Below are 16,435 nucleotides of genomic sequence, written 5' to 3' on the forward strand. Positions count from 1 at the left end.
CCCTTCATTTTCCCAGGCGCCGGTTCCCTGCGGAATGGCGGGTGGAGATTCCAGCCCGTCCGTCACGCGATTGCCCACCTGCAGCCAAGCTGATCCTGGCCGCTGCGATTGGAATTGTCCTGACGATCCCTGCACAAGACCGCAAACCGGGCATTCAGCTTGCCCAGTTGATGGTTGAGCAGAAGTTGGTTCACGTTCATTCCGCTGGCGCTTTCATGTTCGAGGACGCCGCAAGCGGGAGCGCGGTTGCGCCCCTGCTGCGGCGAGGTGGTCAGTCCTAGCCCTGCTGGGCGCGAGCCTGTTCCTGCTGGATGTCAGCTTCACCCTGCTGATGCAGATTGATCGCGCAGCGCTTGCCGCTGTTTGTGTTCGTCACGTCGTAGCCGTAGCGCTGGTCCTGCTTCGGCTCCTGAGCCTGCTGTTGCAGGTCGGACTTGCGGAAAGGCAGGGCGTCGCCTCCCTGTTCAGGGGCGATGGTGCCGTGACCCTTGCCGCTGTCATAAGTCTTGATCTTGCCAAAATTGGTCATCGTATCTTCCTTCGTTGAGAAGGCAGCCGACCGGGGTTGGTCGCAACTGCGACTAAAAGGCGGAACTGAAGGAGATGGCATCTCTTGTATGGATGCCTGAGACCGTCGATAGCGACTGGTAGCTGATATGTAGATGGCCATGAGGTCATCTAATTACAATGCTTCCGGGGATAATAGTTTAAAAATGTCTATATACGCAAAATTTAAATAACTTTGATTTTATTTTTCTCATAGTCCATTGATAAATATGATATTAATTAAAAATCGAAATATCCGGCAGAAAGAAGCAATTTTTAAATAAGATGGTCTGATCGATATCCTTAATGTGCCGGTCAGTCGGCCCGCTTTTGCGGTGAATTTTCGGCCGCTTCCAGAAAACGGAATTTACCGAGCGGAGATCCGGTTTGCCGGGACCAGCGGATGGTAAGTTTATTCCTCCGCGACGTCAGGTATCGACGCTCCTGCGCTCTACCGCCGTAACGCTACCTGATGTACGCAACGCCGTTCCGGAAAGCTTCGGCGGCTGAAAGCGTAACGCCTTCGGTCTTGATCCGCGTGTCTGCCCACCATTCGGAAGACGGCAAAGCACGTTTGCTGCCAGTGAGCGCTTCGCCGAGGCCGACTGCTACGGCGCAGATGAGCTGCGTCTTGTCGATGCTGCGCGCAAACGCGATGATGTGGCCTGCGCGGGGGCCTTCGACCACGAGTGGTAGGTATTCGCCTGTTGTAAATAATCGGGCGTTCTTTCGGCGAATGGCAAGTATATCGCGGACAAGCGCCTGCTTGGTCGGCGCGACTGCTCTTGCTGTCAGCAACTTTTGACGTAGCGCATAGTCGACCGGGCGGCGATTGTCCGGGTCGACGAGGCTGAAGTCCTCCAGTTCGCTCCCCTGATAGATGTCTGGAATGCCGGGAGCCAACATGAGCAAGGCTGTCTGCGCCAGCGAATTGGCTTCCGCGGCAGGAGCTATCGCTTGCCGGAAGGCCCTGAAGGTCTCGCGAAAATCGGCGCAGTCCGGCCCCGTCAGCAAAGCGGCTGCAAGGGCCTTGTATCGCGCTTCATAGTCGGCATCGGGCGCGGCCCACGAAGAGTGCAGTTTGGCCTCGCGTACCGCCTTTTCCTGCCAAGCCTGCAGGCGAGAGAGGAATGCCCACGGGTCGGTCTCGGCGCTCTCGTCCCAGGCGCCCACCAATGTCTGGAGAAGCATGTAGATATCAGCGGGATCGACGCCCATGGCATCCGGCCCCATCAACATCATCCACGAGCGGACCTGCGCCGCCCAGCGATCGGGAATGTCGGACAACACGGCCAGCCGGGCCCGCGCATCGGGGCCGCGTTTGTGATCGTGCGTGGCAAGCGAGAGCATAGCTTGCGGCTGCCTTGCCGCGCGATGGGCCATGGCTGCGTGGAAGGCGTCGATGGAAAGCGCGGGGCGTGCAGGATCGGATCCCACTTCATTGGCCGACAGCAGCACGCCGTGGCGGTAGAACGCGGTATCTTCCACGGCTTTCGCGGCGATCGGCGCGCTGAGCTGCTGGAACCTGCGGACGGCCTCGGATGTGATTTCGGGATCGCCGGGGCCGGTTCCGGCCAGCCATGCGAGGATATGGTCGATGATCGGGGCCTCGCCCGGCCCCGCAAGCTTGCGCGCAGCTTTGCCGGCTGTTTCGCGGATAGCGGCGTCTTCAGGCGGAGCCGAACCGCCGTTCCCATAGGTCCTGTATACCGGGAAAACCCAAAGCAGCCGCTCGATCGCGCGGCGGAGCATCGCGCGGGGTATCCAGGCGAGATCGTTTTGCGCGCTGGTCAGGTCGCAAAAAGCTTCGACGCAGTCCTCGAGCTGGCTTTCGAATTGCCAGGCGAGCAGTTGCTGGCGGGCGAGCAGTTCTTCTTCGGCGAAGTCTGCCGGGCGGCCGCTGATCTCCCTCCAGAATGCGCCGAGTTGGGCCATGCCGTCCGTGTTGTGAAGCAACGCCGTGACTTCGCGCATGAAGTCGTAGCCGCTCGTACCGTCTATCGGCCAGTCGGCAGGCACATGCTCGCCCGGCGCGAGGATCTTTTCGACGACCACATAGGGCTTGCGGCCCTTTCCGGCTGCTTCGAGGCCGGAGACCAGATCGCGGCAGTATCCGGCAGGATCGGTCAGGCCGTCCACGTGATCGACCCGCACGCCGTCGATTAACCCGTCCGCGAAGAGTCGGAAGGGCAAGGCGTGGACCGCCTCGAAGACTGCTGGGTCTTCGATACGCAGACCGGCAAGTTCATTGATCGAAAAGAAGCGGCGCCAGTTGATCTGGTCGTTGGCGGTGCGCCAGTAGGCCAGTCTGTAGTGTTGGCGTTCGACCAGAACGGTCAGGGCTTCGCGGCCCAGTGCAGTCTCGGGATCGTACCGGGCAGGCGCATCATCGGAGAGATGAACGGGATCGTCCGGCCGCAGGGGGAATAGCGTTTCGCCGTAGAGCTGCAGATGCAGCCTGCCATCGGCCTCGACCAGACGGACGTTTCCTTCGCTGATCGCTTCGGCCAGGGGGCTGCCAAGCACCGGCATGAGCAGGCGCGCGCGCCAGTCTATGTCGAAATAGCAGGCGTAGGCGCTGGACTGGCCGTTTTCGAGGACGTCCTGCCACCAGGGGTTTTCACCGCCGGCGATGCCCATGTGGTTGGGCACGATGTCGATGATCAGGCCCATGTCGCGTTCGTGCAGGGCAGCGGCGAGTTGTCGCAGTCCTTCCTCTCCGCCCAGTTCCGGATTTACCTGGGTGGGATCGGTGACGTCATAGCCATGCGTGGAACCGCGTCGAGCGGTCGTGATCGGCGAGGCATAGATATGGCTGACGCCCAGAGCGTCGAGATACGAGATCAGGCCCTGCGCGTCGGCGAAGGTGAAGTCCTTGTGAAATTGCAGGCGATACGTGGCGCGCGGGGTCATGCTGTCTCCAGCCAGGCAGCGAACGAGGGGGCTGCGCCTGCCTCGCCGAGCGTGAACAGTGAACCGGTTTCAATCGATGGAAAAGAGGCGGGTTCCGTACCCATATTTATGGCCAGCGTGAGAAGGGCATCGTCGCCCATGCGCCACCGGGCGCATACCGCAGCCTCACCGAGCACCTCGGCGCGTTCAGCTCTGGCGCCAGGGATGCGCGGGATGATGTGCCGGGCCCGCAGGTCGAGCAAGGTGCGATAGAATGTGGTCCACTCATCGGCATCGCTTGGTTCTTCCACGCGCGAGGCATGGAAAGTTTCCGGCGCGTTGGGATCGGGAATGGCGGCGCGGGCGGTTTCGTCGCGGAAGGCCGCGAACCTGGCGAATTCACGACGCCGGCCTTCACGCACAGCGTCGGCAAGCTCGTCGTGAAAATCGGTGAAGAACAGAAAGGGGCTGCGCGAACCAACTTCGTCGCCCATGAAAAGCAGCGGAATCTGCGGGCTGAGCAGGAGCAGGGCGGTCGCAGCCCGAAGTACTTCGGGAGAGGTCAGCAACGTCAGCCGTTCGCCGGTAGCGCGATTGCCGATCTGGTCGTGGTTCTGCAGGAACGAGACGAAGGCCGTCGGCGGCAGATGGCCGCTGGGCGTGCCGCGCGGGGCGCCGGCATGATTGGCCGAGGCATCGCCCTGATAAATGAACCCCTCGGCCAGACAGCGGGCGAGGCGCGCTGTGGGGCGGTCGGCGAAGTCGGCATAATAGGCTTCGGTTTCACCGGTCAGCAGGACGTGCATCACGTTGTGAAAATCGTCGTTCCACTGCGCATCATAGAGATCATCGGCGAGCCGTTCGGCATCGTTGGTCTCGTTTTCGAGCACGAGGTGGACATGTCTCTCTGGCCCGGTCTGCGCGCGGATGTCGCGGGCGAGCTGGTCGAGAAAGGCCGTGTTGCCGATGGCATGCACGGCATCGAGGCGCAGCCCGTCGGCACGGAATTCCTCCAGCCACATCAGGGCGTTTTCGCGAAAGAAGGCCGCGACCTGTGGTTTGTCGACCGCGACGGCGCCGCCCCATGGGGTGTCGACCTCTGTGTGGAAGAAATCGGGCGCGTAGGCGCCCAGATAGTTCCCGTCGGGCCCGAAGTGGTTGTAGACCACATCGATCAGCACCATCAGACCGCGCTCGTGGGCGCAGTCGATGAGGCGCTTGAGTTCGGCGCGGGTGCCGTAGCTTTCGGGCGGGGCGAAGGGCAGGACGCCGTCGTAACCCCAGTTGCGCGTGCCGCTGAAGGCGGCGAGCGGCATCAGTTCGATGGCCGTTATGCCGAGGTCGCAGAGCCGGTCCAGTTCGGCTTCGATGCCGCGAAAGCCGCCCATGAGCCCGGCGTGGACTTCCATGATCACCGTTTCGTGCCACGGGCGTCCGCGCCAGTCGTGCGTTTTCCAGAGATGGTCGTCCGCTTCATTAAGGACGCTCCAGCCATGAACGCCGCCAGCCTGCGCGCGCGAGGCCGGGTCGGGCACGGCCAGTCCGTCGGCAAGCCGAAAGCGATACCGGGTGCCTGCCGGTACCTCTGCCTCGAGATGCCACCAGCCGTTATCCGCCCGCTTCATGGGAAGAGGCTCCCGGTCCGCGATTTCGAGCGTGAGCGTTTCGGCGGCAGGGGCCCAGAGTCGGAAACGCCATTGACCAGGGGCGACGGAAAGCGGGCCCCAGAGCGTCATTCTTCCGGCGCCTGCATGAAGGAACGGATCAATACGGCGCTATGCGGTTCGAGTTCGTACTGGACCCCGACGGGCATTTCGCCGTGATCCGGCCGGGCGCTGTCTATCAGCAGCGTGCGCTCGATGGAGGCTCCCGGAAGGTGGAACATCAACGGCGCATCGCCGCCATTGACCAGCAGGTTGACCGCTTCGATCCGCCCATCGGGCAGGGCAATGGCACGACGCATCGACAGGCCGCGGCCATGCGGATTGTCCCAGTCGTCCTGCGAAAGCTGTTCGCCGCGTTCGTCCCACCATTCGATGTCGTCGATGCCGTGCCCCGGCGAATTCTGACCATAGAGAAAAACCGGCGAGCGCAGCGCCACGTGACGTTTTCTTAGATCGGTCAGGCGTGTGACGAAGCGATTCAGCGCTTCGCCTTCCTCGGTCTCCAGAAGCGACCAGTCGATCCAGCTGATCTCGTTGTCCTGGCAATAGGCATTGTTGTTGCCGTGTTGCGTGCGGCCGAACTCATCCCCGGCAACCAGCATCGGCGTGCCGAGAGAGGCGAACAGCGTGACCAGCATGGAGCGTTGCACGCGGGCGCGGGTCTCGTTGATTTCCGGATCGTCGGTCGGTCCTTCGGCGCCCCAGTTGCGCGAGATGTTATGGTCGTGACCGTCGCGGTTGTCCTCGCCATTGGCCTCGTTGTGGCGTTCCTCGTACTGCACCAGATCGGCGAGGGTGTAGCCGTCGTGACTGGTCAGCAAGTTGATACTGGCCCAAGGGCGCCGGGACCACCGATCGAAGATGTCGCCCGATCCGGCCATGCGCGCGGCCAGTTCGCCCCGTCGGCCCTCGTCGCCGCGCCAGTAGCTGCGCACGGTATCGCGGTACTTGTCGTTCCATTCGGCAAAGCCGGGCGGGAAGTTGCCGAGCTGGTAGCCCCCCATGCCCACGTCCCATGGTTCGGTGATGAGCTTCAGGCGGCCCAGGATCGGGTCCTGCCGCACGACGTCGAAGAAACCGGCATTGGGATCGAAGCCATGCTGGGTGCGGCCCAGTGTCAGGCCCAGGTCGAAGCGGAAACCGTCAATGCCATAGGACGTCGCCCAGTACCGCAGCGAATCCGCAACCATCTGGATAACGCGTGCATGGCCGAGGTCGAAGGTGTTACCGGTCCCGGTATCGTTGAGACAGTAGCGTGGATCGTCGGGCAGAAGGCGATAGTAGGTCGCGTTGTCGAGGCCACGCCAGCAGAGTGTCTGGCCGAGTTCGCTGCCCTCGCAGCTGTGGTTGTAGACGACATCGAGGATGACCTCGATCCCCGCTGCATGCAGCCGCCGGACCGCGACGCGCAGCTCGTCCTGCGTATCGCCGGAGAAGTAGCTCGGTTCGGGGGTGAAGAAGCTGAGCGTGTTGTAGCCCCAGTAATTGCTCAGCCCTTTTTCCTGCAGGAAGCGGTCCTGCACGAAGGCATGGATCGGCATCAGTTCCAGCGCGGTCACGCCGAGCCTTTTGAGATGCTCGATCACCCTGGGATGGGCAAGCCCTGCAAACGTGCCGCGCTCCTGCGGCGGTGCATGTTCCAGCAGCTTGGTAAGGCCCTTGGCATGGGCTTCATAGATGACCGTTTCCGACCACGGTGTGTTCGGCCGCACGTCGCGGGACCAGTCGAAGCATTCGTGTGTGACCACGGATTTGGGCATGGCCGGAGCGCTGTCGCGCCGATCGAAGCCGAGGTCGGCCTTGCGCCCGCGGACCGGATAGCCGTGCAGGGCATCGGTCCAGCGCAAGTTGCCGACAAGCCTGCGGGCATAGGGATCGAGCAGCAGCTTGTTGGGGTTGAACCGGTGGCCTTCGCGCGGCTTGTAGGGGCCATAGGCCCGGTAGCCATAGACAAGGCCGGGACGGGCATAAGGCAGGTAACCGTGCCAGACTTCGTCGGTGCAGTCGGGGAGAGTGTAGCGTTGATGCTCGCGCTTGCCGCGCGGATCGAACAGGCACAGTTCGATCTTCTCGGCATTGGCGGAAAAAACTGCGAAGTTTACGCCAAGGCCGTCGAAACTGGCACCGAGAGGATAGGGCGATCCGCTTTCAAGCCGGTCGGGCAGCGTTTCTGTCATGGTCGACAAAGCGGCCTAGCTTTCCGACTTGTCTGTGCGCGGTTTTGAAGGCTTGGCCGCTTTGGGCGCAGGGGCAGCCGGTTTCTTCCGCGCCGCGGGCTTCTTTTCCGCAGGCTTCGGTTCACCCGCGCCGGCAGCCGCTGCAGGCTTTTTCGTCGTCGCCCGTGTGGGGTTCTTGGTGGCAGCCTTGGCCCGTGTTTCCTCAATTTCGCGCCGGGCCTGTTCCCAATGTGCATCGTGCCTGCCGTGCGGACGGCCTTCCTGCTCCCAAAGCGCGTGGGCACGCTCGCGAATGGCTTTTTCCTGATCAGTCATAATGCGGGCCCTCTACTTCACGGACATTCCTGCGTCCGGGGAAGGGGATGTAAAATACGCTTTCAGATCGGCTGATCATGACAACGGATGAAAGTGGTTGGGGTTGCAGGCTTCTGGCACCCAAATTGTTCGAAAGGAAATACCGGATAAAGCTTAATTCTTGCAAGGACTTGGGCTGATTATGTTCTCAGCTGGCCGATTTCATTCGGAACGTCCCGCGTCAACGCGCGTTGGATTTGGCAGGTGTCTCACACTCGCCAGGGGGATTGGACCTTGCCGCCCGCCTTAGACGAACCGACCACCCACTGTCTGGTTGCCATCGATCACGATGCTGCCCAGCTGGGAGAAACACTAGCACAAATCCTTCCCGAAGCTGCGCGATGCGGCTTCGAGGGACTGGTCTGGCAGCAGGAGCGGTCGCTTTTCGACAGTGCCGGTCCCGTTCCCGATTTCGTGCTGGAGCAATGCAGGCGTAGCGGTCTTTCACCGATCGTCGAACTCGATCTTACCCTTTTTCCGCTGGACCACCCGCTGGTCGAACGCCATCCGGCGCTGTTTGCCATCCGCCGCTGGGGTGCGGGCGATGCGCCGATCGATCCGCGCAAGCAGCGATCGGCGGTGGGGCTGGCGCGGGCGCGGTTGCAGCAGCCGGACGCTGCGATCCTGCTCGATCCATTCGTTGATGCAGCGATGGAGCTCGTCGATGCCGGAGTAGGCGGTTTTCGTCTGTGCGGCATCGATCGCATCCGGCCAGACTTCCTGTTCCGGTTTTTAACCGCGCTGCGCAAGCGTGCGTCGGGGTTGCTGATTTTTGCCGATGCCTCGAACATGCCGCGCAGCGACATTCTAGCTCGCGCAGAGCTGGGCTTCGACTTTATCGTAAGCTCGTTCGGATGGTGGGATTTGCGCGCCTCTTGGTTGGTGGAAGAGGTTGAGGCCCTGCGGCGTGCGGTTCCAATCGTCGCCGAGGTGCGGCCCCCGCAAGTGCGCAGCGACAACCCGGCTGAAATCGGTCGCAGCATGATGGCCGCCGCCAGCACCGGCGCAGGCTTCATTGCGCCTCTGGGGGCAGTTCACTTGTGTTCGGAGGCTGCCACGCGAGCAGTGGATATCGCTTCGACTGCGCGGCACTACCCCGGCGAGATGCGGCGCTTGTCCGGCTCGTCCAGTCCGGTAACGGCTTTGCTGCGCGCGGAAGCCGGCGATGTGCGCAAGGCCGATACGGCGATGCTTACCCTCATCAACACCTCGCCCGAACCGAGTCCCGCGCCTGAGCCGCAGGCGCTGCTACCCGGCATGGGGGCGGACTTCGCTTTCGACGAAAGCCTGTTCCGGCCCCTGCATGGCTGTGAAGTCCGTATAGCCGAAGCGCGCACACGCGCTCCGATCGTGCTTGCGCCCGATGAAGATGCCCAGTCAGCGGCCGTGCAGCCAAGGCTGGTCATCGAGGCTGTGTCGCCCGTGGTTTCTGGCGGTGACTTTCCGGTGAAGCGCGTGGTCGGCGAAAGCGTCGATGTCAGCGCAAAGATCTTTGGTGACGGGCACGAACAACTTGCGGCCGAAATCCAGTGGCGCGGATGCGACGAGGACGAATGGGCTGCCGCGCGTATGGTGCAGTTCCCCAATGACCTTTGGAAAGGTGACTTTCCGCTGCGGCGCATGGGGCGCCACGAATTTCGCATTGAAGCCTGGCTGGACCGATTTGGCGCTTTCCGCCGGGATTTTCGCAAGAAGCTGGATGCCGGCGTGGCGCAGAAGGTCGACTACGCCGAAGGACGCGTGCTGGTTGAGAAGGCGTCGGCACGCACTTCCGGCGATCTTGCAAAGGCGCTGGCGCTGTGGGCCGGAAAGCTCAAAGGCGATGATAAAGCGGAAGCGCTGCTTTCGGACGATCTTGCCGCGCTGATGGACCAGGCCGACGACAGGCCGCACCAACTGCACTCGGACATTCAGCTTGTCGACGCGGAGCGGCTTCAGGCGCGCTATTCAAGCTGGTACGAGCTGTTTCCCCGCTCGCAGACCAACGACCCCAGGCGGCACGGCACTTTTCTCGACGTCATCGAACGGCTGCCCGCCATTCGCGAGATGGGCTTCGATACCCTGTACTTCCCGCCGATCCATCCCATCGGCCGGACCAACCGCAAGGGTCCCAACAATACGCTGACCCCCGGCGAGGGCGATCCCGGCAGTCCTTATGCCATCGGCAGCGCGGACGGCGGGCACGATGCTCTCCACCCCGAACTTGGCAGTCTCGCGGATTTCGAGCGACTGATAGAGGCGGCGCACGAGCATGGTCTGGAGATCGCGCTCGACTTCGCGATCCAGTGCTCGCCGGACCATCCCTGGCTCAAGGACCATCCCGACTGGTTCGACTGGCGGCCCGACGGCACCATCAAGTACGCCGAGAACCCGCCCAAGAAGTATCAGGACATCGTGAACGTCGATTTCTATCAGACCGGCGCGATTCCCGACCTCTGGCTGGCTCTGCGCGACGTGGTGCTGTTCTGGGTGGAACGCGGGGTGAAGACATTCCGTGTCGACAATCCCCACACCAAGCCGTTGCCGTTTTGGGAATGGATGATCGCCAATGTGCGCGCGCGCCATCCCGACGCGATCTTCCTGGCTGAAGCCTTCACGCGCCCGGGGATGATGTATCGCCTCGCCAAGATCGGCTTCTCGCAAAGCTATACGTACTTCACCTGGCGGGACCATAAGGGCGAACTGATCGATTACATCACCGAGTTGACGCAGACGGGACCCAAGGAATTCTACCGACCGCACTTCTTCGTCAACACGCCCGACATCAACCCGCACTTTCTGCAGACTTCGGGACGTCCCGGTTTCCGCATCCGCGCCGTGCTGGCGGCGACGCTGTCCGGCCTGTTCGGCGTCTATTCGGGTTTCGAGCTGTGCGAGGCCGCGCCCGTGCCGGGCAAGGAGGAATATCTCGATTCCGAGAAGTACGAGATCCGCCCGCGCGACTTTGCAGCGCCGGGCAACATTGTCGGCGACATCACCCTGCTGAACCGCCTGCGCCGCAGCCATCCAGCCTTGCAGACGCATCTCAACACGCGGTTCCTGCATATCTCGGACGATGCCGTTCTCTACTACGCCAAGCCAAGCCCGGACGGCAGCGACATGCTGCTGGTGATGGTGAGCCTCGATCCGCACAATTCCCGGTCCGGCCACTTCGAAGTGCCACTGTGGGATTTCGGCATCGACGACAACGGCAGCATCGGCGTGGAAGACCTCACCATGGGGGGGCGCTTCCGCTGGTACGGCAAGTGGCAGCACATCACGCTCGATCCCGACCAACCCTATCGCATTTGGCGCGTGGCGCCGGGAGCTGACGCATGACCGACGAATCCGTGACCACCGATCCGCTCTGGTACAAGGATGCGGTCATCTATCAGGTGCACGTGAAGTCCTTCTACGATTCCAACGGCGACGGCATCGGCGACTTTGCCGGGCTGATGGAAAAGCTGGACTACATCACCGATCTGGGCGTGACGGCGGTCTGGCTGCTGCCCTTCTATCCCAGCCCTCGCCGCGATGATGGTTACGACATTGCCGAATACCGCGATGTCAGCCCGGACTACGGTACGCTGGAGGATGCACGACGGTTCGTGGAAGCTGCGCACGAGCGGGGCCTGCGCGTCATCACCGAGCTGGTGATCAATCACACGTCGGACCAGCACCCCTGGTTCCAGGCCGCCCGCAAGGCACCGCCAGGGTCGCCCGAGCGCGATTTCTACGTCTGGTCGGACAATGACAAGCTCTACTCGGGAACGCGCATCATCTTCTGCGACACCGAGAAATCGAACTGGTCGTGGGACGAGGAGGCGCAGGCGTATTACTGGCACCGCTTCTATTCGCACCAGCCCGACCTCAATTTCGACAACCCGAAAGTGCTCGAGGAAGTCCTTTCGGTGATGCGCTACTGGCTCGATGCCGGTGTCGATGGAATGCGGCTGGACGCGATCCCCTATCTGATCGAGCGCGACGGTACTTCGAACGAGAACCTTCCCGAGACCCATGCGGTGCTCAAACAGATCCGCGCCGACCTCGACGAGCACTACCCCGACCGCATGCTACTCGCCGAAGCGAACATGTGGCCCGAGGATACGCAGCAGTACTTCGGCGACGACGACGAATGCCACATGGCGTTCCACTTCCCCCTGATGCCGCGCATGTACATGGCGCTGGCGCAGGAAGACCGGTTTCCGATTACCGACATCATGCGTCAGACGCCGGACATTCCGGACAGCTGCCAGTGGGCGATCTTCCTGCGCAATCACGACGAGCTGACGCTGGAAATGGTTACCGATGCCGAGCGCGACTATCTGTGGAACGCCTATGCGGCGGATCGGCGCGCGCGCATCAATCTGGGTATCCGCCGCCGCCTCGCGCCGCTAATGCAGCGCGACCGCCGCCGGGTGGAACTGATGCACGCGTTGCTGCTGAGCATGCCGGGCACGCCGGTGCTCTATTATGGCGACGAGATCGGCATGGGCGACAACCTGTTCCTCGGCGACCGCGACGGTGTGCGTACCCCCATGCAGTGGTCGTCCGACCGCAACGGCGGTTTCTCGCGTGCGGATCCGGCCGCCTTGGTGCTGCCCCCCGTGATGGATCCGCTTTACGGCTTTCAGGCGGTCAACGTCGAAGCGCAGGAGCGCGATCCGCACTCGCAGCTCGTGTGGCTGAAGGGCATGCTTGCGGTCCGGCGCGAACATCAGGCGTTCGGGCGCGGCACCCAGCGCTTTCTGCGTCCGGCCAACCGCAAGATTCTGGCCTATCTGCGCGAGCACGAGGACGAAACGGTTCTGTGTATTGCCAATCTCGGCCATACCTCGCAGGCGGTTGAACTTGACCTGCACGAATTCGAGGGGCGTACGCCTGTCGAGCTTTCCGGGGGCGCGACGTTCCCGCGGATCGGTCATCTGCCCTACCTGCTGACGCTCCAGCCCTATGGCTTCCAGTGGTTCATGCTTTCCGAAGATGCCGAGCCGCCCGACTGGTCGAGCGGTGCGCCGGGCACGGAGATGGAGAAGCATACTTTCGTGCTGCGGCCGCAGATCGACGAGGTCGTGGAAGGCAGCTCGCGTCAGGTCTTCGAACAGGAAGTGCTTCGCCAGTACCTGCCATCGCGCCGGTGGTTCGGGACGAAGGATGAAGTGGTGGAATCCATCCACACCGAACAGGTCGCCCATCTTCCCGCCACGGATGACCTGCTGCTCACTGAAATCGAAGTAACGACGGCATCGGGCACGGCGGTCTATACACTGCCGCTCGGCATTGCCTGGGAAGGCGCGCCGGCGGGCGCGTTCGCATCCAATCTCGCGATGGCACGGGTCCGGCGCGGCCGCAGTGTGGGCCTGCTCACCGATGGCTTTGCCACGGCCAGTTTCGCTCACTCCATTCTCACCGGTTTGCGCGATGAAGTGTTGATCTCGCTGGAAGACGGCGAGATTCGCTTCGAAAAGAACGAAGGCTTCGATCTCGCACCCGACGCCGAGCCGGAATGGATCGCCGCCGAGCAGTCCAACAGCACGCTGATTGTCGGCCGTAGCGCGGTGCTCAAGCTGCTGCGCAAAATTCAGCCGGGCATACACCCCGATCTCGAGATGGTCCGCTATCTGGCCGGAAACGGGTTTGCCAACGTGCCGCCGATCCTGGGCAGCGTGACGCATTTCACCGCCGATGGACCTGTATTGCTGATGCTGGTGCAGCGCTTCGTGCTCAATCAGGGCGACGGCTGGCAATGGACGCTGGGCGCGCTCGAGCGAATGGCGAACGATACCGAATGGAGCTTTTCCAATTACCGCCACTTCGCCACCAACCTAGGCCAGCGCCTTGCCGAAATGCACCGGGTGCTGGCGCTGGACAGCGGCGACCCTGCCTTCGCGCCCGAGATCATGGATGCGGAGGAGGCCGGCCGATTGGGCGCGCGCATACAGCGGCAGGTCGACAAGGCGCTCAACCTGCTGGGGGGCGATCCGCCGCTGGATGAAGACGTACGCGCGGCAGCGCACCGGTTGATCGCAAAGCGCGAAACCCTGATGGAACGCATCGCCACGAGTGCACAATCCGCCGTAGGGAGCCCGCGCACCCGTATCCACGGGGACCTGCACCTCGGTCAGGTCCTGGTGACGGGCAACGATGTGATGATCATCGATTTCGAAGGCGAACCTACCCGGCCTATCGCGGAACGCCGGGCCAAGGATCTGCCGCAGCGCGATGTCGCGGGAATGTTGCGCTCTTTCGACTACGCGGCAGCCGTTGCCGAACGCAATCGCCCTGCCGCATCCGAATCCCGCGAGCAGCATGCAGAGGCCGGGTCCGTCCGATTCCGCGAAAGCGCGATCGAGGCGTTCCTGGCCGGTTACTGCGGAGAAGACACTGCTGCAGACCCCTTGCTAGACCTCTTCGTGCTCGAAAAGGCGGCCTATGAGGTTGCCTATGAAGCCGCGAACCGGCCGGACTGGATGGCCGTTCCGGTGTCCGGACTGGTCGCCACGGCGGAGCGCCTGATGTCGGGAGATACGACATGAACGCCCCGAACACCCTCAAAATGCCGATCACGGCCCTGCATGAAGGCCGCCACGATGATCCCTTCGGTTTCCTTGGCCCGCATAACGTAGGCGAGGAAACGGTCGTGCGGACCTTTCAACCGGGTGCGGAAGGCGTCGATCTGCTCAGCCGCGACGGAAAGAAAATCGCCGCCATGGAGGAATATGGCGGCGGGTTGTTCATCGCCTCGTTGCCGGACAAGACCGACTATGTGCTGAACATCCATTGGCCGGGTGGAGCGTACGAGACCGAGGACCCTTACAGCTTCGGCGCTATCCTAGGTGAACTCGATCTCTACCTGTTCGGTGAGGGGCGGCACTGGGATCTGGCGCGGAATTTCGGAGCCCATGCGCGCGTCACCGATGGCGTGGAAGGCGTCGCCTTTTCCGTATGGGCGCCTAATGCCCGGCGCGTTTCCGTGGTCGGCGATTTCAATTCCTGGGATGGCCGCCGTCATCCCATGCGGCGCCTTCATGGGGCGGGGGTATGGGAAATCTTCATCCCGCGCCTCGGGCCTGGCACGCGATACAAGTACGAAGTTGTCGGCGCGGACGGGTCCGTGATCCAGAAAGCCGATCCGCTCGCGCGCCAGACCGAACCGCCGCCCGCGACCGGCTCGATCGTTGCCGCGGCTCCGGATTACAGCTGGACCGACGATGACTGGATGGCCGAGCGCGCAGCGCGCCAGCGGGCCGATGCGCCGATGTCGATCTATGAGGTTCACGCCAGTTCCTGGCTGCGGCCCGAAGGTGACCCCGAAGGGCACTTCGGCTGGCGCGCTCTGGCCGAGCGGTTGATTCCTTACTGTGCGGACATGGGCTTCACCCATGTCGAGCTGTTGCCGATCATGGAGCATCCCTTCGGCGGATCATGGGGCTATCAGCCGCTGTCGCAGTTCGCCCCGTCCGCCCGCTACGGCACGCCGGAAGGGTTCGCCGCCTTCGTCGATGCCTGTCACCGATCCGGTATCGGCGTGATCCTCGACTGGGTGCCGGCGCACTTTCCCACCGACCCCCATGGCCTTGCCCACTTCGACGGCACTCATCTCTATGAGCATGCCGATCCGCGTGAAGGTTTTCATCAGGACTGGAACACGCTGATCTACAACATGGGCCGCAAGGAGGTTTCCGGTTTCCTGCTGGCCTCCGCCCTGTGGTGGCTGGAGACGTTCCACGTCGATGGTCTGCGCGTGGATGCCGTCGCCTCGATGCTCTACCGTGATTACAGCCGTAATGCCGGTGAGTGGGTACCCAACATTCATGGCGGCCGCGAAAATTTGGAGTCCGTCGCGTTCCTCAAGCAAATGAACACGTTAGTGGCCGAACGCTGCCCCGGCGCAGTGACGATTGCCGAGGAATCGACGGCCTGGCCGGGCGTCTCCGCGCCGGTCAGCGAAGGCGGTCTTGGCTTTTCCTACAAATGGAACATGGGCTGGATGCACGACTCGCTGCAATATGCCGAGCGCGATCCGCTCTATCGCAGCTGGCATCATGGCGAGCTGACGTTCGGCTTGGTCTATGCCTTTTCCGAGCGCTTCGTGCTGCCGATCAGTCATGACGAAGTGGTGCACGGGAAGGGCTCGCTGATCGGCAAGATGCCTGGTGATCACTGGTGCAAGTTCGCCAACCTGCGTGCCTATCTCTCTTTCATGTGGACGCATCCGGGAAAGAAGCTGCTCTTCATGGGCTGCGAGATCGCGCAGGAGCGCGAATGGAACCACGATACGGAGATCAACTGGGACCTGCTGGACCGGCCGGAACATGCCGCCGTGCAGCGGTTGGTGCGCGATCTCAACGCGCTCTATGCCGAAGAGCCGGCCTTTCATGCCGGCGATGCCGACCCGGCAGGTTTCGAATGGCTCGTTGGCGACGACAATCAGAACAGCGTCTTCGTCTATGCCCGCCGCGCGCCTGGGGAGCCGGCCATGGTGGTGGCGCTCAACATGGCACCCGACCCGCGCTTTGGATACGAAGTGAAAATGCCGCATGGCGGTATCTGGCGAGAAGTTCTGAACAGCGACGCGTCCGTATATGGCGGTGCGAACATCGGGAATGGCGGCAGCGTTCATGCGACTGAAGATGGCCGGGCTGAAATGGTCATTCCCCCTCTGGGGGCGATCATTCTTCGTGCAGAAGAATGATCCGGCAAGTGGCGCTGCGGTGCCGGCGGTGACCGATAGATGCGGCTATCTTGCCACTTCTATACCCGGCTGGAGGAAAGCTGGGGGCACGTCAGGATCCATCGTGCATGCCAAAGAGCCGTGGATTG

Annotated in this window: 8 protein-coding genes; 3 read left to right on the plus strand and 5 right to left on the minus strand. The window is 62.5% G+C overall.

Annotation, left to right across the window (positions count from 1 at the left end; all coding sequences use genetic code 11):
• Positions 1 to 277 precede the first annotated feature (277 nt).
• From IEX64_RS13105 to IEX64_RS13125, 5 genes are all read right to left on the minus strand, one after another.
• Positions 278 to 529, minus strand: a complete 252-nt coding sequence (locus IEX64_RS13105) for a cold-shock protein (protein ID WP_188820117.1) — start codon at positions 527 to 529, stop codon at positions 278 to 280.
• Between the two features lie 482 nt (positions 530 to 1,011).
• Positions 1,012 to 3,459, minus strand: a complete 2,448-nt coding sequence (gene treY, locus IEX64_RS13110) for a malto-oligosyltrehalose synthase (RefSeq protein ID WP_188820118.1) — start codon at positions 3,457 to 3,459, stop codon at positions 1,012 to 1,014.
• Positions 3,456 to 5,174 carry a malto-oligosyltrehalose trehalohydrolase gene (gene treZ, locus IEX64_RS13115; RefSeq protein ID WP_188820119.1) on the minus strand — a complete coding sequence of 573 codons (1,719 nt, stop codon included), beginning with the start codon at positions 5,172 to 5,174 and terminating at the stop codon, positions 3,456 to 3,458. Before treZ ends, treY begins: the two co-directional genes overlap by 4 nt.
• The gene (gene glgX, locus IEX64_RS13120) at positions 5,171 to 7,279 is read right to left on the minus strand and encodes a glycogen debranching protein GlgX (protein ID WP_188820152.1); all 2,109 of its coding nucleotides are present in this window, start codon (positions 7,277 to 7,279) and stop codon (positions 5,171 to 5,173) included. The genes treZ and glgX overlap by 4 nt, the downstream gene beginning before the upstream one ends.
• A 15-nt stretch (positions 7,280 to 7,294) precedes the next feature.
• On the minus strand, positions 7,295 to 7,594 hold the full coding sequence (locus tag IEX64_RS13125; protein WP_188820120.1) for a DUF2934 domain-containing protein: 300 nt from the start codon (positions 7,592 to 7,594) through the stop codon (positions 7,295 to 7,297).
• Positions 7,595 to 7,867: 273 nt separating this feature from the next.
• Between IEX64_RS13125 and IEX64_RS13130 the strand changes: the two genes are divergently transcribed.
• Genes IEX64_RS13130 through glgB form a run of 3 tightly spaced genes read left to right on the plus strand, consistent with a single transcriptional unit; the run spans position 7,868 to position 16,307 of the window.
• Positions 7,868 to 10,951 (plus strand): maltotransferase domain-containing protein, encoded by a 3,084-nt coding sequence (locus IEX64_RS13130; RefSeq protein ID WP_188820121.1) that lies wholly within the window; start codon positions 7,868 to 7,870, stop codon positions 10,949 to 10,951.
• A complete protein-coding gene (gene treS / locus IEX64_RS13135; protein ID WP_188820122.1) occupies positions 10,948 to 14,148 on the plus strand; it encodes a maltose alpha-D-glucosyltransferase in 3,201 nt (1,066 codons plus the stop codon). The genes IEX64_RS13130 and treS overlap by 4 nt, the downstream gene beginning before the upstream one ends.
• Entirely contained in the window at positions 14,145 to 16,307 is a 2,163-nt protein-coding gene (glgB, locus tag IEX64_RS13140; protein WP_188820123.1) for a 1,4-alpha-glucan branching protein GlgB, read from the plus strand. The genes treS and glgB overlap by 4 nt, the downstream gene beginning before the upstream one ends.
• Positions 16,308 to 16,435 lie beyond the last annotated feature (128 nt).

The organism is Novosphingobium indicum (assembly GCF_014645195.1).
GTDB classification, from domain to species: Bacteria; Pseudomonadota; Alphaproteobacteria; order Sphingomonadales; family Sphingomonadaceae; genus Novosphingobium; species Novosphingobium indicum.

Bases quoted from the DNA above. Each gene is read 5' to 3' on its own strand.
- treY (WP_188820118.1), bottom strand. From the start codon at position 3,459: ATGACCCCGCGCGCCACGTATCGCCTGCAATTTCACAAGGACTTCACC.
- glgB (WP_188820123.1), top strand. From the start codon at position 14,145: ATGAACGCCCCGAACACCCTCAAAATGCCGATCACGGCCCTGCATGAA.
- treZ (WP_188820119.1), bottom strand. From the start codon at position 5,174: ATGACGCTCTGGGGCCCGCTTTCCGTCGCCCCTGGTCAATGGCGTTTC.
- treS (WP_188820122.1), top strand. From the start codon at position 10,948: ATGACCGACGAATCCGTGACCACCGATCCGCTCTGGTACAAGGATGCG.
- IEX64_RS13105 (WP_188820117.1), bottom strand. From the start codon at position 529: ATGACCAATTTTGGCAAGATCAAGACTTATGACAGCGGCAAGGGTCAC.
- glgX (WP_188820152.1), bottom strand. From the start codon at position 7,279: ATGACAGAAACGCTGCCCGACCGGCTTGAAAGCGGATCGCCCTATCCT.
- IEX64_RS13125 (WP_188820120.1), bottom strand. From the start codon at position 7,594: ATGACTGATCAGGAAAAAGCCATTCGCGAGCGTGCCCACGCGCTTTGG.